The 19,338-nt window shown below is 56.9% G+C and carries 17 protein-coding genes, 1 tRNA gene and 2 rRNA genes; 6 read left to right on the top strand and 14 right to left on the bottom strand.

The genetic code is table 11. The annotated features are described in order from the left end of the window. Nucleotides 1-28: 28 nt before the first annotated feature. Complete coding sequence (locus JNM28_12235; protein ID MBL8069212.1) at nucleotides 29-508, bottom strand: redoxin domain-containing protein; 480 nt, start codon at nucleotides 506-508, stop codon at nucleotides 29-31. Between the two features lie 86 nt (nucleotides 509-594). Between JNM28_12235 and JNM28_12240 the strand changes: the two genes are divergently transcribed. Then, entirely contained in the window at nucleotides 595-924 is a 330-nt protein-coding gene (locus JNM28_12240; protein MBL8069213.1) for a BON domain-containing protein, read from the top strand. A 35-nt stretch (nucleotides 925-959) separates the two neighbouring features. Here JNM28_12240 and JNM28_12245 read toward each other — a convergent pair whose 3' ends face one another. The 7 genes from JNM28_12245 to JNM28_12275 all read right to left on the bottom strand — a co-directional run bounded on the left by JNM28_12245 (nucleotide 960) and on the right by JNM28_12275 (nucleotide 8,569). Further along, on the bottom strand, nucleotides 960-1,865 hold the full coding sequence (locus JNM28_12245) for a hypothetical protein (protein MBL8069214.1): 906 nt from the start codon (nucleotides 1,863-1,865) through the stop codon (nucleotides 960-962). 429 nt (nucleotides 1,866-2,294) lie between these two features. Further along, the gene (locus JNM28_12250; GenBank protein ID MBL8069215.1) at nucleotides 2,295-2,945 is read right to left on the bottom strand and encodes a prepilin-type N-terminal cleavage/methylation domain-containing protein; all 651 of its coding nucleotides are present in this window, start codon (nucleotides 2,943-2,945) and stop codon (nucleotides 2,295-2,297) included. Further along, on the bottom strand, nucleotides 2,942-3,322 hold the full coding sequence (locus JNM28_12255; GenBank protein MBL8069216.1) for a hypothetical protein: 381 nt from the start codon (nucleotides 3,320-3,322) through the stop codon (nucleotides 2,942-2,944). Before JNM28_12255 ends, JNM28_12250 begins: the two co-directional genes overlap by 4 nt. 106 nt (nucleotides 3,323-3,428) lie before the next feature. Next, nucleotides 3,429-3,545: ribosomal RNA gene (gene rrf / locus JNM28_12260) — 5S ribosomal RNA — on the bottom strand. 104 nt (nucleotides 3,546-3,649) lie between these two features. After that, nucleotides 3,650-6,548, bottom strand: a 23S ribosomal RNA gene (locus tag JNM28_12265). Between the two features lie 452 nt (nucleotides 6,549-7,000). Continuing rightward, nucleotides 7,001-7,975 (bottom strand): PEP-CTERM sorting domain-containing protein, encoded by a 975-nt coding sequence (locus tag JNM28_12270; GenBank protein MBL8069217.1) that lies wholly within the window; start codon nucleotides 7,973-7,975, stop codon nucleotides 7,001-7,003. Nucleotides 7,976-8,080: 105 nt separating this feature from the next. Next, a complete protein-coding gene (locus tag JNM28_12275; protein ID MBL8069218.1) occupies nucleotides 8,081-8,569 on the bottom strand; it encodes a hypothetical protein in 489 nt (162 codons plus the stop codon). Between the two features lie 59 nt (nucleotides 8,570-8,628). On the opposite strand from JNM28_12275, the gene JNM28_12280 reads away from it, so the two are divergent. From JNM28_12280 to JNM28_12295, 4 genes are all read left to right on the top strand, one after another. Further along, nucleotides 8,629-11,634 carry a family 78 glycoside hydrolase catalytic domain gene (locus JNM28_12280; protein ID MBL8069219.1) on the top strand — a complete coding sequence of 1,002 codons (3,006 nt, stop codon included), beginning with the start codon at nucleotides 8,629-8,631 and terminating at the stop codon, nucleotides 11,632-11,634. Between the two features lie 65 nt (nucleotides 11,635-11,699). Further along, on the top strand, nucleotides 11,700-12,344 hold the full coding sequence (locus JNM28_12285) for a hypothetical protein (protein MBL8069220.1): 645 nt from the start codon (nucleotides 11,700-11,702) through the stop codon (nucleotides 12,342-12,344). A gap of 18 nt (nucleotides 12,345-12,362) precedes the next feature. Continuing rightward, nucleotides 12,363-12,438 (top strand) — tRNA-Ile (locus JNM28_12290). Nucleotides 12,439-12,523: 85 nt separating this feature from the next. Next, the gene (locus JNM28_12295; GenBank protein ID MBL8069221.1) at nucleotides 12,524-14,119 is read left to right on the top strand and encodes a PPC domain-containing protein; all 1,596 of its coding nucleotides are present in this window, start codon (nucleotides 12,524-12,526) and stop codon (nucleotides 14,117-14,119) included. Here the strand turns inward: JNM28_12295 and hisF are convergent. From hisF to JNM28_12310, 3 genes are read right to left on the bottom strand one after another with little or no spacing between them, the layout of a single operon-like run. Beyond that, nucleotides 14,116-14,874, bottom strand: coding sequence for an imidazole glycerol phosphate synthase subunit HisF (gene hisF / locus JNM28_12300; GenBank protein MBL8069222.1), 759 nt, complete (start codon nucleotides 14,872-14,874; stop codon nucleotides 14,116-14,118). The genes JNM28_12295 and hisF overlap by 4 nt on opposite strands. Continuing rightward, nucleotides 14,871-15,713 carry a hypothetical protein gene (locus tag JNM28_12305; GenBank protein MBL8069223.1) on the bottom strand — a complete coding sequence of 281 codons (843 nt, stop codon included), beginning with the start codon at nucleotides 15,711-15,713 and terminating at the stop codon, nucleotides 14,871-14,873. Before JNM28_12305 ends, hisF begins: the two co-directional genes overlap by 4 nt. Beyond that, nucleotides 15,710-15,931, bottom strand: a complete 222-nt coding sequence (locus JNM28_12310; GenBank protein MBL8069224.1) for a hypothetical protein — start codon at nucleotides 15,929-15,931, stop codon at nucleotides 15,710-15,712. The genes JNM28_12305 and JNM28_12310 overlap by 4 nt, the downstream gene beginning before the upstream one ends. A gap of 40 nt (nucleotides 15,932-15,971) precedes the next feature. Between JNM28_12310 and xth the strand changes: the two genes are divergently transcribed. Continuing rightward, nucleotides 15,972-16,745, top strand: coding sequence for an exodeoxyribonuclease III (gene xth, locus JNM28_12315; GenBank protein ID MBL8069225.1), 774 nt, complete (start codon nucleotides 15,972-15,974; stop codon nucleotides 16,743-16,745). Nucleotides 16,746-17,133: 388 nt separating this feature from the next. Here xth and JNM28_12320 read toward each other — a convergent pair whose 3' ends face one another. The 3 genes from JNM28_12320 to JNM28_12330 all read right to left on the bottom strand — a co-directional run bounded on the left by JNM28_12320 (nucleotide 17,134) and on the right by JNM28_12330 (nucleotide 19,324). Continuing rightward, on the bottom strand, nucleotides 17,134-17,847 hold the full coding sequence (locus JNM28_12320; GenBank protein ID MBL8069226.1) for a hypothetical protein: 714 nt from the start codon (nucleotides 17,845-17,847) through the stop codon (nucleotides 17,134-17,136). Further along, nucleotides 17,844-18,413 carry a sigma-70 family RNA polymerase sigma factor gene (locus JNM28_12325; GenBank protein ID MBL8069227.1) on the bottom strand — a complete coding sequence of 190 codons (570 nt, stop codon included), beginning with the start codon at nucleotides 18,411-18,413 and terminating at the stop codon, nucleotides 17,844-17,846. The genes JNM28_12320 and JNM28_12325 overlap by 4 nt, the downstream gene beginning before the upstream one ends. Before the next feature lie 86 nt (nucleotides 18,414-18,499). After that, entirely contained in the window at nucleotides 18,500-19,324 is an 825-nt protein-coding gene (locus JNM28_12330; GenBank protein MBL8069228.1) for an HDOD domain-containing protein, read from the bottom strand. Nucleotides 19,325-19,338: the final 14 nt, after the last annotated feature.

A 19,338-nucleotide genomic window follows, 5' to 3' on the forward strand; every position in this document is an offset into this window, starting at 1 on the left:
CTGGAGTATGGCATCTTGGCCCGACGGCCTAGAGGCTTTCCAGGCACGCGGCGATGGCTTCGCGATCCGGGATGTCGCGCAATGTGGCCGTGACTTCGCTATACCGGATCACGCCCTCCGTATCCACCACAAAGGCCGCCCGCTGGCTGGAAGGGCCAAGGCCGGCAAAATCCTCGAGCACGACGTCATAAGCCTGAACGACCTCGTGCCGGAAATCGCTGAGCAGAGTGATAGAAATCTCTGCACTTTTGGCCCAGGCATGCTGGACAAAGGCCGAATCCACAGTGATCCCATAGACGGCCGCCCCAAGTTCGGCAAAAATCTCCAAACCGCCGCTGTCATCGCAAAGCTGGGCGGTGCATGTGCTGGTGAAAGCCCCAGGGACGAACAGCAACACAACCGGCTGCCGGCCGATATGGTCGTGTAGGCGGACTTCGGCAAGCTTCCCTTTGGCATCAAGGGTCAAAAGGCAGAAATCGGGAGCGAATTCGCCGACTGGCAAGGGCATTTGGCCAAACGTATGGCCGGTTCAGGCGACCCACGGAAGCCAGGGCCGATGCAACCCCTTGGTGCGTTGGCGAGTCCAACTCACCGATGACCAAGTGTTTTGCCATCGCCGTGTTGCTGGCCCTGGTGCTGACCGGGTGCAATCCGAACGACACAAAGGATCTGGCCCAAGATGGCGGAAAGGTCGCCGAAACCGCCGTGCGTGCCGCTGGCAACGCCGGAGTGGCTGCAAAGGTCAACACCATGCTGGGCTTGCACAAAGATGTGGACATGTCTGGCCTGCATATCGAAGCCGATGGGGGAACCGTGACCGTGAGCGGCCATGTCGGTTCGGCCAAAGAGAAGAAACTGGTGTTGGATCTGGCTAATAAGACACGGGGCGTGGACAAAGTTGTCGACAAACTACGGGTGGAGTAGCTTCCACACGGGAGACACTTTCTACGACCCCATCGCTAGTCGCGCGGCTCCTTCCTTTTTTTTGTTTTTGCAAAGAACGAAAGCCCAACGAATGCCCCGCACGCAATTGCCGACAGGCCCATGACCACGCCAATTGGGATCGGGCTTCGGTCTCCTCGATCGATCCCCTTGTTTGCTATCGCTTCGAGCGACGGCAACGCGGATGCCCACTTGTATTGGGCGGGGAATGAATCACTGAGTCGATAATCGCTGACCGTTGAGCCTGTGGGCACAAAATTTTCAAATGCTTCAAACTTTTGGTTTGGGATTTGCCGGTAAGTGAGGGTCTCAAAATTAGCCGGAACCATTTTGACGATCGAAACGGTGTCAGCTTGTTTGAGAACGACCTTGTAGATCAGATTCTTTCCAAAATAGACATCAAATCCGTTGTCGGTTGCTTTTGCATTTTCGTTGTTGGGGTTGGGTTGTCCTACCAAACCTATTTCAGACTGGATCGATTTGACCCGGTCGGCAAGCGTGCCTTCACCGAGGAGCAAACGTTCTTCATAGGCTGTGCAAACGGATCGGTAATGTTCCGGTTTTCGGACGATGAGCATCCCGATGGCATTCTTGCTTCCGTGGTAGCTGGCGAATGCCGTGCTATCAACCATAAACCGATCCGGTTCCAGTTCCAAGGTCATTCCATTCACCGAAAGCAAAGGCCCCTCAAGTCTTTGCCCTTCGCGTTTGTACTGGACGATCTTCTTTGCCGTGTACCCGTTTGTCCTTTTCGCGACGGCGTTGCTGAATTGGGATTGGGTGTACTTGACGCCAAGCCGGTCGAGTTGTTGGCGCAATTCCGCGGCATTCAAGGCTTCCGGCGACCTGGCCATGGTTAACTCATAGGTGCACGTTTGCGCCAGGGCCAAATTGCCCGCGCCGGCCGTGAGTGTGGCGATCAATAATGTCTGTCTAATGGCTTGACGTCGGTTCATGTCTGGCACTCGAAAATCTCTTTACTATACGTGTAGTGGGAGTATTCATAACCGTTAACGTTACATGTGCAACCGCCTGTCGCGAGATTGTTGCACCTTCTCTTTCTCACTGTCACGGTAACGGTGGATGGGTTTGCCAGCTGGGTACACCACCCCGGACCGTTCACACATGCGTTTGCCGTGTAGGTCTCGACTTCGCACGCAAATTCATCTTGGCTGCAGTTATTCTGTCCAGGCACCAGTGGCGCACAGCTTTCAACTATGTTCTCAAAATTCTTAGATTCGCAATGGGTTAGTATCGCATAGGCACTCTGCGATACTCCTAATATCGTTGCAATGCCAATGGTGTACAATGCAATCAAGGGGATCCGACTTATTGTGTTTCGATTGTTCATTTCAGTTTACTCTCATCATTGTTTCGAAAAATACCTTCTGATCTTGACTCAGGTGACAACTTGTTCCGCGAAAAGCAATAGTTGAGCTATGAACCCATTTTGCGCTTCCGTCCCAGAATGAGACCACCGATCCGCCATTGCGTGAATCAGCGAGCCACTTGCCACCAAACGGCTCGGCGCCTGGGTAGAGGCGAGGTGAATAGATATCAAGATGATTACTGGTCAACATTTGAACCGCTGTACCGCTTGGCAATTCAAATGGGGCTGACTCAATGAGCCAGATGGTATTCTCCGTTTCGACAACTTCCGTAAAGAATAGGCACCCATTGAGTCCAAACCCATAACCCAGCGGAGGAATCCCGCCAGTTTTTCCCGTATATCTGGGATTCCTCAAGATTTCGCGTGATTTTGTGTAGGTGTAGAGTTTGTTTGGCCAATCTTGCCCCGGCAAACCCCTATGTGTAATATGTTTTCCATCGTAATCTTCGGAGTACAACCGCAATGCCGTTGTGATCTGATGTTGTTGGGCCAGCATCGCGGCCGTATTCGCCGAATCTTTGGCGCGGTTGTAAACAGGAAGAATGATTGCCACCAAAATCAGAATGATTGCTGACACGACTAAGAGTTCAGTTAACGTGAAGCCGCGTTTCATTTGGCCCCGATCTCCAAATCGAATGGGAGCCTGATCAATTTTTCGCCCTGGCGGTTGGTCATTTTCAGAGTCACATTCTTTGCAAGTTTGGCCGACCCATACCGGCTGGTGTCAAACCTCACCGATAGCTTCTTTGATTGGAACGGCCCAACGATCCACTTTTGCCGAGCGGAGCAACAGTCGCCCTCGTAGTCCAGTATGACTTTGTGGCCTCTCAAATTGATGAAGTCGATTTCCAACGATCCCCCATCCAGATGATTTTGTACATCAACAGAATCTGGTGCCGAAACGAAATAGGGGGGTGACGTGACGCAGATACCAAATGCGCCAGAAGCCATCAACACGGTAGCAAAGACGGCGGTTCGATGAACAACCATGCCGGCAGTATAGGCAAAGGACTTGGTGCCGCCAACAACTTGGGGGGGGGGGGCTAAAGACCTATAAAAACGCCCCCATCTTTCGAAGGGGGCGTTTGAAAATGTATCCGCGCGGCGTCCATATCTCCCGGGCAGTCACCCGCCAAGTACATCCGGCGCTGTAGAGCTTGACTTCCGTGTTCGGGATGGGAACGGGTATTTCCTCTACGCTATGGCCACGCGAAAACTCGTGTTGTGTTTTAGCCTTTCAAAGCGAAAAACACTTTGAAAGCTGCATATTGTTTGTTGACTGCCCGTAAAAGATCACCGGAACCTGCTCTGAAGCTTGTTTAAAAGCCCTCGACCAATTAGTATCGGTTAGCTGCACGTGTTACCACGCTTCCACCTCCGACCTATCACCATGTAGTCTTCATGGGGTCTTACTCTTTCGATGGGATATCTGATCTTGGGGTGTGCTTGGCGCTTAGATGCTTTCAGCGCTTATCACGACCCGACGTGGCTACCCAGCTTATGCCCCTGGCGGGACAACTGGTACACCAGAGGTCGGTTCACTCCGGTCCTCTCGTACTAAGAGCGACTCCCCTCAAATATCCTGCGCGCGTAATGGATAGGGACCGAACTGGCTCACGCCGTTCTGAACCCAGCTCGCGTGCCGTTTTAATCCGTGAACTCCGGAACCCTTGGGACCTTGTGCAGCCCCAGGATACGACGAGCCGACATCGAGGTGCCAAACCATGCCGTCGCTGTGAGCGCTCGGGCAAGATCAGCCTGTTATCCCCGGGGTAGCTTTTATCCGTTGAACCCTGACGTGCCCACGCACAATCAGAGGGTCACTTAGACCTACTTTCGTACCTGCTCGACTTGTTTGTCTCACAGTCAAGCGCACTCTATACCTATACGCTCAGCGGCTGATTTCCGACCAGCCTGAGTGCACCTTTGTACGACTCCGTTACTGTTTAGGAGTCGACCGCCCCAGTCAAACTACCCGCCACAGACTGTTTCCAACCCAGATGATGGGTCAGGTTAGCTGTTCAGATGTAGAAGGGTGGTGTTCCATTGGTGCCGAAGCTCCCACCTACGCTCTACATCCACACCCAAACAGCAATCTGAAGGTGTAGTAAAGCTCCACGGGGTCTTTCCGTCCTATTACGCGTAGCCCGCATCTTCACGGGCGCTACAGTTTCACCGGGCTTCTCGTTGAGACAGTGCCAAAGTCGTTACACCTTTCATGCGGGTCGGTATTTAGCCGACAAGGAATTTCGCTACCTTAGGACCGTTAGAGTTACGGCCGCCATTCACCAGGACTTCAATTCAATGCTTTGGTTACCCTGACATCTCCTCTTAATCTACTGGCATTGGGCAGGTGTCAGCCCCTATACTTCGGTTTTCACCTTAGCAGAGACCTGTGTTTTTGGTAAACAGTCGCCTTGGCTGCTTTGCTGCGGCCTCCCGAAGGAGGCGCCCCTTATTGCGAACTTACGGGGCCCATTTGCCTAGTTCCTTAACGAGAGTTCTCCCGAACGCCTTAGTCTCCTCGACTTCCCTACCTGTGTCGGTTTGCAGTACGGTCGATAACAGCTAGCCTCCAGAGCTTTTCGCGGCCCCGAATCCATCCAAGTGCTTTGCCCCGAAGGGCGAGGCTCACAACAACCAACGGTGTGTCTGGATCTCATCGAAACGTCACTCTTTTGAACTGTTACCGGGGCAGGAATTTTGACCTGCTATCCATCGGCTACGCCTTCTGGCCTGGCCTTAGGACCGCCTAACCTCCGTCTGACGAACATAGCCGGAGAAACCTTAGGGTATCGGCGTTGAAGATTCTCACTTCAATAATCGCTACTCGTGTCTGCATTCTCACTCGAACACGCTCCACCTGTGCTTCCGCTCAAGCTTCACTGCATGCCCGACGCTCTCCTACCGATTGACTTACGTCAATCCCGAAGCTTCGGTGGACGATTTGAGCCCCCTTACATTGTCCGCGCAGAATCACATTCGGCCAGTAAGCTGTTACGCACTTTTTAAAGGATGGCTGCTTCCAAGCCAACCTCCTGGCTGTTTACGCGATTCCACATCGTTTCACACTTAATCGTCACTTAGGGACCTTAGCTGTCGATCTGGGCTGTTTCCCTTTTGACCACGGACCTTATGGCTCGCAGTCTCACTGCACCGCTAATCATATGGCATTCGGAGTTTGGTTGGGTTCGGTAAGCGGGTAAGCCCCCTAGCCCATTCAGTGCTCTACCTCCACATGACAACACGATACGCTGCACCTCAATGCATTTCGGAGAGAACCAGCTATCTCTGCGTTCGATTGGCATTTCACCGTACTTACCACAGCTCATCCCGAGACTTTTCAACGTCAATGAGTTCGGCCCTCCATGAAGTGTTACCTTCACTTCAGCCTGGCCATGGCAAGATCACGCAGTTTCGGGTCTACTGATACCGACTTGACGCTCTGTTCAAACTCGGTTTCCCTCCGGCTTCGTCGCTGAACGACTTAACCTTGCCGGTACCAGTAACTCGCAGACTCATTCTGCAAAAGGCACGCCGTCACCCAGGACCGGATTACTCCGGACATAGGGCTCCGACTGTTTGTGGGTGACATGGTTTCAGGTTCTATTTCACTCCCCTCCCGGGGTTCTTTTCACCTTTCCCTCACGGTATTGGATGCACTATCGGTGACAAATTGTACTTAGCCTTTCCCGGTGGTCCGGGATGATTCACGCGGAATTCCTCGTGCTCCGCGCTACTCGGGTACATCCTGAATCTGATTTGTATTTAAGGTACGGGCCTATCACCCTCTATGGGAACGCTTTCCAACGTTCTTCCCCTATACGCTTCTAGTCTTCTTTTCTATTCCTCTCTAACTTTAGGTGCGAAACACTGATGTGCCTCGTCCCAAAGTTAGGGAGGAATAGTGGATGCCCCACAACCCCAGCCGGCATGCCGACTGGTTTAGGCTGATCCGCGTTCGCTCGCCGCTACTGACGGAGTACCTTCGGTATCTCTTCCACTGGTTACTAAGATGTTTCAGTTCACCAGGTGCCCTTCTCAAGAGCTATGGATTCACTCTTGGATGACGCGGCATTACCCGCGCCGGGTTTCCCCATTCGGAAATCTGCGGATCATCGGTTCTGTGCACCTTCCCGCAGCATATCGTTGCTTACACGTCCTTCTTCGGCAATTTGTCCCTAGGCATTCACCATACACCCTCTTTAGCTTTCGAACTAGCTTCTTTTTGAGTAGCTTCCGGTGTCTTTTACGCGCAGTCAACAAACCACTATGCAGCTTTCAAAATGCTCTCGGCCCAATCGGCCCCGCCTCACTTTCGGTCAGCGGCGAAGAGGAACTATACCAGCGCCCCCCGAGGGAGTCAAGGACCCCTGGGAACATTTCGGAAAACCGGGACCCTTAGCTCAGGGCAGATCCCCGGAGCATCCCTCAAAACCGGCAAATCTCCGCAACCTTGGTTCAAAACTGCCCTCAGGCATAAGAAAGGCGTTCCCGCCCAGGAGGCCCATTGGCCGCCCATTGGCCATCTCGATCGACCCTTCCGGCCCCGGCCCAGGGCTGCCCGGCGTTTTCAACTTCTTCAATGTGCGTTGGTTAAACGACTCCCAATACAAAAAAAGCCCCAAGGCCAAAAGCGAGCCGTGGGGCTATTAGAATTTTGCCGGCTTAAGCGCGGTTACGCCGCCGCAAAGCCGCTAGGCCCGCTAAAGCGAGCACTGCCATCGTTGCCGGTTCCGGCACTGCCGTTGGGTAAAGGAATTGCCGGCCAGCAAAATCGTCGTTCTGCAGGCTGTTCGTCAAAAAGAACGAACTGATGTTGCTCTCCATCATGATGTCCACCCCGGACTGGGCGAAAACGGACGTCGGGATCGAGTAGGTGCTCAAGCCCGCACTGGCCGCCGGGTTTGCGATGTTCACCATCCCGGCAAACGAGTTGGAAAGCGTCGCCGCGGCATTGTTCGGGTTGTAGTTGTCGTCCACAAACGTGCCGCCAGGGCCGCTTTGCAAATCAACATCGGCAAGACCCAGCGTGTGCCCGATCTCGTGGCGGAGGATGGTCTCAAACCAAGGCAGGGTCCAGAGGGCGTTCGTGTTCGCATTCAGGGTCACATCAGCCCCGGAAATGGGGGCCGCGTTGTAGTTCGCCGTCCCCGAGGTCAAGGTCACCGTCCCCGCCACCGCGCTGAAAAACGCTTCCGCCCGCAAGCCCGGGTCGCCATTGGAAAAGGTGCTGCCGGAACTCGCCCCGAACAGGTCGATCATCGCCCCCTGCCGCACGCCGCTGACCACCGATGTGGAGACGGCCGTGCCAAAGTCGGGGCGGAAACTGATCGTCGTCCCCAGGCCGCTGACCGGGTCGACCACTGTCCAGGCACTGAAAGCCCGCTCCACCGCTTGCTGGAACGCCGCGTCGGTCGGGGCCGCGCCAGACCAGGTGAACACGTTCTTAAACGAAGAATAGGATCCACCCAAAACCGAATAGGTCAATCCGCCGGATAGCGAGCGGTCAAGCCCACCCATCTGCCGGGGAGCGGCATCCCAACGATAACCGCCCGAAAGGCCGCTTCCGCCATAAAAACCGAATCCAAGGGCCGATCCGCAACCGGCAACAATGGCGAGGGCCGAAAAAGCAATCTTCATTTTCATATCTTCTCCAAGTTCCCCATCATAGAGGGTTTTGGTTAAGGTTGCCGCAACAATACCGCGTCCCGCGCGGAAATCGACCTCATGGAGACGGTTTGAAGATCAGAAATTGTCTTCCCAACTCCCCTTGGGGGCCTTGACCTTTCCAACCCCCTTTTGGCGGAATCTTCGAATGACTTTGGGGATCAACAATCCTGCGGCAACGGTTGCTAGGGGCGCAAAAGCAACGGCGAACGCGCTGGTCAGCCCAAACGCGAACGGGATTGCGACCAAAGGAACCGCTATGCCAAATAGCGAGACCCCGACCGCCTTCCCCGTCCACTTGGGATACACGGCATAGACAAGACCCGTCATGACGCCTCCGGAGACCGCGCCAGGGAGCAACCCGGTGAAGACCCCACCTGCAAACGTCGACTCCCACTTCATCAGGAAGGTCAGGAACAAGCCGGTGAGGAAAAATGAACCTGCCAGCAGAAGCCCCACCAGATAGGCAACCGGCCAAAGAAGGTACGGGGGCGGTTCGCTGGTTCCGATCAAACGGGCGGCGGCAAGCTCTTCCTGGCTTTCGGAGGTTGCGGAGGGTTCCTCCATCTCTCTCTTCATTCTACTGTCGAAGCGACTTCTCCACCAGGAACGGGGATACTAGAACCGTGCTTTTGGCCGCATTTGGACTTTCCATGCCCCAGCCGACCCTTTCCCCCTATGCCTTGCGGTGCCAAAACCTCGACCAGGCCGATGCCGTGCAGACCGCCTCCCCGGTCTTTTCGTGGAAGCTACGGGCAACCCGAGAGGGATTGCAGGATCTTTCGCAATCGGGCTACCAGGTGGTTGTCGCTACCAGTAAGAAGGCGCTTGAGCAAGGAGACCTTTGGGATTCGGGCCGGGTGGACAGTTCACAAACCTATGGGGTGACCTTCCAAGGCAAGCCCCTCCGGTCGGGCCAACGGGTGTGGTGGAAAGTCAGGAGTTGGGATCAGGCCGGGACAATGAGCGCCTGGTCTGCCCCCGCTGAATTCGGTGTCGGGCTCCTTAACAAATCGGATTGGTCGGCCCAGTGGATCCATGGGGGCAAACCCCAGGCGGTCACCGACCTTTTGGCTGAATCACATTGGATTTGGTACCCCGTCCCCGATCTTTCCCATGCCCCAGCGGGGAGCCACACCTTTACTCAGTCGTTTACCGTGGCTGCCGGGGGCCGGGCAACCGTGTTCGTCACGGCCGACAACCTCTTCTCCTTCCGTTTGAACGGTAAAGAAGTGATCCGCTCAACCGATCCTGAAGCCTGGTCTCAGGTTAAGGAAGCCGATCTGACCCCCTATTTGATTCCGGGAAAAAACCAAATAGAGGTTGTGGCGACAAATGCAACGGAAGGATATGCGGGGCTGATCGCGGCAATCGAAGTCTCTGATCCCGCAGGCTCGCGGATATTCCACACCGACGGCAGTTGGCTGTCGGACGGCCAACCAGCGATGGTCATCGGCAAAAACGGCGTGAGCCCCTGGAACACTATCCGCAAAGTGCAATTTGTTACTGCCCCGGCCCAATATTTCCGGAAGCCCATTCAAGTTGCCGGCAAGGTCGCCCGGGCCACCGCCTACGTCACGGCGCTAGGGATCGTCGATTTCGAAGTCAATGGCCAGCGTGTGAGCGAGGATCTGTTCACACCCGGTTGGACGGACTACCGGATTAGAACCTACTATCGGGCTTTTGACATCACCCGACTCGTCAAATCCGGCAAGAATGAACTGCGGGCGGTTCTGGGCCAGGGGTGGTTTGCCGGCTATGTCGGCTGGGCGGCCCAGCGAGAACACTATGGCGACACGCCGATGCTCAAAGCCCAGATCGAGATTGAATACGCAGACGGCCGCCGCGAAACCGTTGCCACGGATGAAAGTTGGGAATTCAGCGACGGGCCGATCCGCGACGAGCACTTTTTGCACGGGGAGAAGTACGACGCCCGGGTCGCCCCAAGCCATTGGAAGCCGGCCCTGGTCGGCCAGTGGGAAGCTTCATTGGAAGCATTTCCTGGCAACCCGGTTCGTGCCTATCAGGTGAGGACCCCAAAGACGGTCAGGGCGCTCGGCGGCGGAAGGTACTTGATCGACTTCGGCCAGAACCTCTCCGAATACTGCCGCATCCAAGTTCAAGAGCCGGCGGGAACGGTTGTGGCTTTACGCCATGGCGAGCGATTGGACACCCAGGGCAACCTTTACACTCAAAACCTCCGCCTGGCCCAAGCTGTCGACACTTACACCTGCCGGGGAGGCGGGGTCGAGGTGTGGAATCCGCGGTTCACCTTCCATGGGTTCCAATATGTCGAAGTCTCGGGACTCTCTACGGCCCCAGGGCCAGATACCGTGCAGGCGGTGGCGATTTCCTCGGCGACCCCGGAAACTGGATCGATGGAGACCAGCGACCCGATGCTGAACCAACTGCTCAGCAATTGCTGGTGGACTCAAAAAATGAACTTCGTCGACATCCCGACCGACTGTCCCCAACGGGATGAACGGCTCGGATGGACGGGCGACGCCCAGGCTTACATCCAAACGGCAGCGTATTTTTCCGATGTCCAGGCATTCTTCGATAAATGGCTGGTCACCTTGGACGATGCCCAGGGGGCAGACGGCAACTATCCCAAAGTTGCCCCGGTCATTTCGCATTTGGATGACGGCGGGCCAGCTTGGGCGGATGCCGGGGTGATCTGCCCGATGGAGGTCTATGAGACCTACGGGGATATCGCATTGCTACGCCGCCATTACCCGAATATGAAGCGGTTCGTGGACTTTTGCGAAAAGCGATCCAAACCAGACCTGCTGCCGCCGGACAAGTACCACATCTATGGCGATTGGCTCAGCATCAATGCCGACACCCCCAACGACGTGATCACAACCGCCTACTTTGCTGGGAGTGCTGGGCTGGTTTCCCGGGCCGCAGAAGCCCTTGGAAACTCGGGCGACGCAAAGAAGTACCGCGATTTGCGCGACCGTGTCGCTGCGGCTTTCCGTAACGCGTTTGTCTTGCCAGACGGGAAGGTCAAGGGAGATACCCAATGTGGCTATGTTTTGGCTTTGGGGTTCGACCTCCTGACTCCAGGGCAAGCTAAAGCCGCCACCGAACGCCTGGTTGAGAACATCAAATCGCGCGGTTGGCACCTCAGCACCGGGTTTGTCGGCACCCGCGACCTGATGCACGTGCTGACGAAAATCGGCCGCAGCGATGTTGCGTTCCGGCTGCTGCACAACACGAGCTTCCCGAGTTGGGGATTCGAAATCCAACACGGGGCGACCTCGATCTGGGAGCGATGGGACGGGTGGACCCCCGAACGCGGGTTCCAGGATGTTGGGATGAATTCGTTCGCTCACTACGCCTATGGGGCGGTTGCGGGCTGGATGTTCAAGACGGTCGGGGGGATTTCACCCCTTGAGCCCGGCTACGGCAAAATCCTGATCGAACCGCACATCGACCCCAATCTGACCTTTGCCAAAACCCGGTTCGAATCGATCCGCGGCCCCATTGTGTGCGAGTGGATTGGCACTCCGGCCAAGGGTCGCCTGACCGTCGAGATCCCTCCCAACGCCAAGGCGACAGTCCGGTCTCCTGACGGCCGGGTTTTTGAAATCGGGTCAGGGAGGCGGACAATCGCTTACGGTTTTTGATCCTGGCTGCAGTTGGCTGCCGGACGCTTGGTTCTGCCTTTCAAAAAGGCGTATCATCTTTGCCGATGACGCCTGCCATCGCGACCTTCGCCATCTTGGCTTGCATCCAAGAAAAACCCGACCAAAGCGGGCTCGCAACGCTTAAAGAAGCCATGGCGGTTTTGCAGGATGGCGACACATCGATCCTCACTGGCCGCCGCGAGTTCAGCGGAGAATTCGACGGCGATTACGTGGTCTACCGGGAGAAACATTCCCGGCTCCGGTACGACTATTGCGGTTATTTTGGGGACAACTTGGGTTTTATCTTGACTCCCAAGGCCATGGCAGAGATCGATGGCGACGGGAACCAGTCTTTGGTGGCACTGCCGAAATCTTGGGGTGCCCGCTCCGAGAATCCTAACACGGATTCTTACGGAGGGGTCGCCGTTTCGCTCCTCGCCCCAGTGGGGGATATCGGCACATTTGTGGATCTGAAAAAGGATGTCATCCCGGTGAAAGACAATCCTGGGGCGGTTGAGTTCACCCATGTTTCGGGAACCAAAGTCACGGTGACCCTCCTCAAAGACAAATCGGTTTCGATCTCCGTCCCGCAACCCGGGTTTGGCGGGTTCCGCCCGCCAACGACGGCCGTCGATACCATCCGGATCAAGGCCAAGGGGGTCAAGTTTCCCGATTGGTTGTTCGCCGTGAAAGCAACCCCGCCGAGGTAGACTCGCCCTCGCCGACCCGGGAGTGTAGCTCAGCGGTTAGAGCAGGAGGCTCATAATCTCTTGGTCGTGGGTTCGATTCCCACCACTCCCACCAAACTTGGTTGTGACGCGCACAAAATGGTAAATGTTACATTTTAGATAATGTGTAACGAACTCGATCATTTGGCATCTAAGCTGCCATGAGGGCTTTCCCCGCCACCATCCTCCTTCTCTGCGCATGCCTGAGCTTTGCCCAAGGCGGGCAAGGCGGGGCCGTCGGCACGGCCAACGATGGGCAGACGCAAGACTTCGACATGATCCTGACACCTGGCCAAAGCAGCGAGCTCAAGGTCGAGGCCAAGGCCGACGATATGATCTTGGCCGTGGTGGAAAGCGGTGCCTTTGACCCCGCGGTCGCGTTAGTCGCCCCGGATGGCAAGAAACTCGTGGAAAACGACGACATCCGCGAAGGCGACCAACGATCCCGTGTGATCTTCCGGTTCAAAGCCGACGGGACATACAAGCTGACCGTCTCGGGGTTCAAGGGGGCAGCCGGCGGCCCGTTCCGGATCAGCCTCAAGCGGTTCCACGCCCCCCTCTTGGAAGGCGGCTCGGCGTCGGCGGATTTCAGCGGCATCGACCCGGTGTGGAGGGCGATCCCGATCAAAAAAGACACGCCGACCGTGATCGCCACCTACGGTTCGGGCAACCAGGTGCCTTCCGGATACGACTCAACTGGCGAGCGCCTGGCCAACGAGGCGGATGCGATGACATTTGGAATGGGTGGCCGGTTCACCTACACATCACCCATCGACCAAGAGATCTATGTGTTCATCCCCCGGTCTGGTTACCGGGGGTTCACCATCGATGCGGTGCCGGTCAAGTTCCAAGAACTTGCCGTTAATGGCGAGGTTTCTGGGGAATTGGCGCGCAGCCAACAAATGGCATACCGCTTTCACGCGGCCGCCGGGGCTTTGTTGCGCACCCAGGCCGGACCGGGGCGGTCGGGGTTCCAAGTGGCTTTCCGCCCGGTCAAGCTGGATGACCCGAAGTCCGTGAACCCGTTTGGCTCCTTGCCGGGGATCTCGAAGAACTCGAATGCCGGAACGTATTTCGTCCGGGCGTCCGGGGTTTATGAAGCCATCGTGGCCCACACCGGCTTTCAACCCCAGGCTTTCCGATTTTCAATCTCGGAGTTCTCCCGGGCGTGGCAGCCGGAAACACAGTCCGATTCGCTCCCGATCGGCGAAAACCTCTACTACAAGTTCGATCTGCCCTTGGGGGTGTTGTTGGATCTATCGTCCACCAGTGCCGTGTTCGACATGAATATCTCTCTGCTTGACGCCGATGGGAATGCCATTGCCAACCAGGACGACAATGGCGATTCGCCCGACCCCAAGTTCCAGATGCTGGTCACCAGGCCTGGCACATACATTTTGCGGGTGGGATCTTATGGCAACGGCGGGGGCGGCGCGTTTTCAATCGAGAAGCACTTGACTTTCCCCAGCCAATATCGGAGCGGCGAAACGTTTGAACTTGGAGCCGACAGGCCTGCTTTGCGGCTGATCCCCGCTAAAAAAGGGCAGTTCTTCTACTTGGCGGTGACCGGGACATCCCGGGCGGAGTTGGCCTTCTATAATCCGGACGGCCGGATCCTGCCGGCCTCGCAGATGGAGGAACCAGGTGGGCGGCGCATCTTTTTGGTCAATCCGCAAAGCGACGGCGACATCCTGGTGACATTTTCGACTGCTGCCCCGGGCACGGTCACCGTTTCAAACGCCACCATCGGCGGCTAAACCGGCCGGATTGCCAGCCCGGATTCCGCCATGAACGACTTGAGTTCGGAAATCTGGGCCATGCCGTCGTGGAGGATGCCCGCCAGCAAAACCGCGTCGGCTTTGCCAACGGTGACCGCCTCAACCAAGTGGCCGGCATTCCCAGCCCCGCCGCTGGCAATGACCGGGACTTCGACAGCATTGGATACGGCTTCCGTGAGCTTCAGGTCGTAGCCGGACCGGGTGCCGTCGCCATCCATCGAAGTGAGCAGGATTTCGCCCGCCCCGCGTGCAACCAATTCGATGGCCCAGTCAATGGCGTCCAGGCCAGTGTCGTGCCGCCCGCCGTGGGTGAACACATGCCACCGGTCACCTGACCGCTTGGCATCGATGGCGGCGACGACACATTGGGAACCGAATATCTGCGCCGCTTCTTGCACCAATTCCGGGTTTGCGACGGCTGCTGAGTTCAAACTAACCTTATCGGCCCCGGCAAACAATGCCGCCCGGATATCGTCTACGATTTTCAAGCCGCCCCCCACCGTGAAAGGAATGAAGACATTTTCGGCCACCTGCCTTGCCAGGTCGATGACGGCCGGACGGCCTTCGTGGGTGGCGGTGATGTCGAGGAAAACCAATTCGTCGGCCCCTTGCGCAGCATAGAACCGTGCAAGTTCCACCGGGTCGCCGGCATCGCGGATTTCGACGAAGTTCGTCCCTTTCACAACCCGGCCCGCCTTGATGTCCAGGCAGGGGATGAGTCGGATTGGCTTCATGAGACCACCTGCCGGCGGACAATGCCGACGCGGCGACCGATCGGGTCGCGTCCGGCGAGTTGCAAGATGAAAACGTCGCCGTACTCATCGAATTCCCACGGGCCTGGATCCTCGGGATTCCGGAAGATGTGGTGGGCAAGCCGGGTGAGCAGCCCAGTCATCAAAACCTGCCGATCGTCTTCTTGGGGTTCTGTCCGGAGCTCGTCCCAACCGATTTTTCGGAGGCCGAATGTCCGGGCAAAGCTCCCGTCTTCATCCGACATCCACGCGATGCGCAGATGGAAATCTGGCCGTTCCGCGTTGTTGTTTTGTTCCAGGAACCCCCGGAATTCTCCGGCGGTCGTCATGCGCTCGCTGATATGGTCGAAAACGACTTCGCCTCCCATTTTCTCAGCCAAGGCATCGACCATATGGGGCAAAAATTGCAAATGCCGGAAGTCCTTGAGCCGGGCCTCGCTGGCATACCGCACCTTGACTAAGGCAGGGCATTTGGCCAATCTTTCCAAGATCTCCTTGGTTGGTTCAACCCCTTCTTCGAACAGGTCAGGGCGGAAAAAGGTCGGGTTCTTGTCTTTGAGCGCAACCGCCAGATGAACCCGGACATCGGTGAAGAGCAAGCCTTCCCTGGCCCCGATGCTCGCCTTTCCGGGACGGTTGTGGGGGTTTGCACTAATCATCCGATCCATCAATTCGGTTTGATCCGGGAGTTTGGTGCCAGTGGTGTAAAGCCAGTATTCGGTCAGAGCCAGGTATCCGGGTTCCCGTCTGCCGTTGAAGGCACGCCAGGCGAGGAGCCCGAAGGCTGCGAGAATCAAGGCGACCGGGATCAGCCAGATCACTCCGGCATCACCCCGGATGTCCAGTTCAGGGCCAACTCCGTTTCTGCCGCGGTGAGGTAAGTCCAACAGACGCTGCACAGCCCGGCTTCGTTGACCTTTGGATCTCGGCATAGCAGGCACATATCCGTTCGCACGGCCTCCTTGACGATCCTGGCCTGCCCCAAGGCCCAAACCAGTTGGTCGCGGGGGATCCCTTCCGGGTTGATGCGGCCATCCACTCCAGGATTCTACTCGTGCCCCCCTGGGTAACCTGGACTGATGCGCATCGCGACGTTCAATGTGAACTCGATCCGGGCCCGGATCCCCCGGGTTTTGGAATGGCTGGCGGAAGCCCAGCCGGATCTCGTCGCGATTCAAGAGACCAAAGTCGAGGATGCGAAATTTCCATTTGCCGAACTTGAGCCAACGGGGTATGAAATCACGATTCACGGGCAACCCCGCTACAACGGCGTCTGCTTTTTGACCAAAGGGCCGTTAGAGGATGTCCAGACCGGCTTTGGTGACCCCACGATGCCAGAAGATGCCCGAATCATCCGCGCCGTTTACCAGGGGGTCGAATTCATCGACACATACGTACCAAATGGCACCCAGGTCGGCACCGATAAGTGGGATTACAAGCTCGCCTGGCTGGACCGGTTTTCTCGCTATTGCGAGGAGACGATCGGCAAAGACGACAAAGTCGTCTGGCTGGGGGATATCAACATCGCCCCGACGGCGGACGACGTTTATGAAGCGGAACGGCATTTGGGCGGTGTCGGCCATCACCCGGACGAATTTGAACGCCTGAAACGGATCGTCGAGTGGGGCTGGACGGACTGCTTCCGCCGCCAAACCCCGGGGCCGGGTCATTACACGTTTTTCGATTTCCGGATACCGAACAGCGTCCAGCGCAACCTGGGATGGCGGATCGACCACATCTACGCTTCTCCAGCCGTCAAGCGGGCTTGCAAAAAGGTCTGGGTGGATTTGGATGCCCGCAAGAAAGACAAGCCGAGCGACCACGCGCCTCTAGTTGCCGATTTCGAGTTCTAGGATTTGAGTCGAGCCTGGTGAGGCGTTTTGGGATCAGCGCAACTGCCACGAGCCTAGTGCCATTCGACCCCTCCCATTCCCTCCCCAGTCCTGGGGAGGGAATGGGAATGCCGCCAATCAATTTGGGCGCCCCGGGGAACACAAAACATGGCCCGGACTTGCAATAGTAGGGTGCCACTGGCGGAGCCAGTGCCATTCGACCCCTCCCTAACCCTCCCCAGTCCTGGGGAGGGAATCATGAAATCTGCCAGTCACTTTGGATGCCCTGGGATTGCCAAGAAATTGAGAATCTCACGAGTTTCAAAATTCGATAAGCCAACAAAGAAATGAGCCCGGATTGGTGGTCCGGGCCGCATTTGGTTGGAGAGGAAGGAAATGAAGGAAATCGTCAGCGCATCATGGTTTCGGCGTAGGCCGTGAGCTCTTGGGTGTCCCGTTCGCCGAACAGGATGCAGGTGTTGCCTTGGACAGACCAGGACACGCAGTTGGTGTTGTTGAGCGTGCCTGACTTGACATTGGGGTTCGATGTCGCTTTGTCGAGCCCTTCGATCCGATCGGCACCTTGAATCATCAGGATGGCGAGTCCGCCAAGGCCATATTTGTCGCGCAGTCCATAGCGTAAGAACGGCCGGTTATCGAGATAGCCTCCCGAGACGCTTGTGCGTTGGAATTCGGACAGGTCGACGTAGTCAAGGGCCTTGACCCGGGGGGCTTCACCTCGGGGCATCGCGGCCGCCGGGTCAAGGAGCCCGGCGATTTGGGTGTTAGAAACGGTGCGCGACCCAAGGACGCGGTTCACCGTGCCCCCGGCAAATATCATGAGGAGCAAAGCCCCGCAAAACATCCAAGCCCAGCGGCCGACAAATGATTCGGTCGACTTGACGCGATCCAGGGCCTCAAGACGTTCGACGCACTTGTTCCATCCTTCGTCGTTGGCCACCGGCCGGCAATGTGCTCCCAAAGAACTCTTCATCGCGCGCGCCCATTCAAATTCGGCCCGCAGCTTTTCGTTGCTTTCAAGGAGCTGACGTGCCTCTGCCTCTTCGCCCGGCGCAAGTTCGCCGTCTGCTAGGGCGTGCATCAATTCAACTTCTCGACTCATGTTTCGCTTTCCTGTTTAATGTAACCCTCTTGGAGCGCATATCGTTCCAACTCCCGGCGGAGGATTGCCCGCCCTCTTGCAATTCGGCTCCGGACGGTGCCGACCGGCACATCGGTTGCCAAGGCGACTTCGTCGTAGCTGAGCCCTTCAAGGTCGCTGAGGAGAACCGCGACCCGGAAAATCTCCGGCACTTTTTCCAAAGCGGCTTCAAGTTCGGCCCCCACCATTTCGTCAAAGAGCTGGCGGTCGGGCAGGTTTTCTGCCGGCCCCACCGGTTCGTAGGCATTCTCATCGTCATCCAATGAGATGGGGCTCCCAAACCTCTTCCTCCGCCGGTACTTGTTGATGTACAGGTTGGTGAGGATCCTCAAGATCCACGCTTTGAAGTTTTCGCCGTCGAACCGTTCAAACGCCTCATAGGCGCGGACGATCGCCTCTTGGGCCAAGTCTTCCGCTTCTTCCCGATCCCGGGTCAGCCGGAGCGCGGTTCCGTACAGGGACGGATACACGGATTCGGCCAGACTTTGGAATCGGTCGCGGGGGCTCTTGGCTCTGGAGAAGAGCATGGATGCGACGCGATTCTACCTCTGGCCCGGTTCAACCGCGGAGAGGAGGGTTGCGTTCCCTTTTCAGGCAGAACCTGGCAAAATTCCTAGGCGGCCAGGTTGAACGACTGTTGGACTTTGTCCACTTCTTGCGCAACGACTTGCTGGATGATGGCGATTTGCTCGGCCGGCAGGCCGATGGCCCGGGCGAGTTTTTGGACATCGACAGGCGGGACGGCCCCCAAACCCTGGTAGCCGGCAAGGTTGGCGATCTGCACGGCGCTGGCGACGATTTGAGTCGTCTCCCCGTGTTGCGGGTCAGATTTGGGATCCAAGTGGTAACGGATGGCATTGCGCATCATCTCGTTCAGGTTCCAGCGTTCGGCCAATAGTCCGCCAACTTCGGCATGGTCGAACCCGAGGACATCTTGTTCGGCATCCTTCAAAGATTTTCCGGTTCGGATGCTCAGCTCAACGGCGGCATCGAATTCGGTGGGGACGAACCGTTCAAAGACCAGGAGCCCGATGTCATGCATCATGCCGGCGCAATATAGCTCTTCCCCTTTGGCCGGCAACTTGAGTTTTGCCAAGACACGGCAAGCGACAGCCGACGCAATCGAATGCCTCCAAAAGGCGATTTTGTCGAACTGTTTGGATTCCGAACGGCTCGACGAGAGTTGTTGGAAACTGATCCCGACGACCAGGCTCCGGATGCTGGTCATGCCGAGAAAGCTGATTGCCCGGCCGATGGTCGGCACATTAACCCCGCCGTAAAAGGCACTGTTGGCCACCTTCAAGATCTTGGCTGTCATGGCCGGATCTTGCTCAAACGCCTTTTCGAGTTCCTTTTGGTTGGAATTTGGGTCATCCGCCAGCCTCATGACCTCGCTCACCGCCTGCGGGAGCACAGGGAGGTTCTCGCTCCGGGCCATGCGTATTTCGAGAC

This window comes from Armatimonadota bacterium (assembly GCA_016789105.1).
GTDB lineage: Bacteria > Armatimonadota > Fimbriimonadia > Fimbriimonadales > Fimbriimonadaceae > UphvI-Ar2.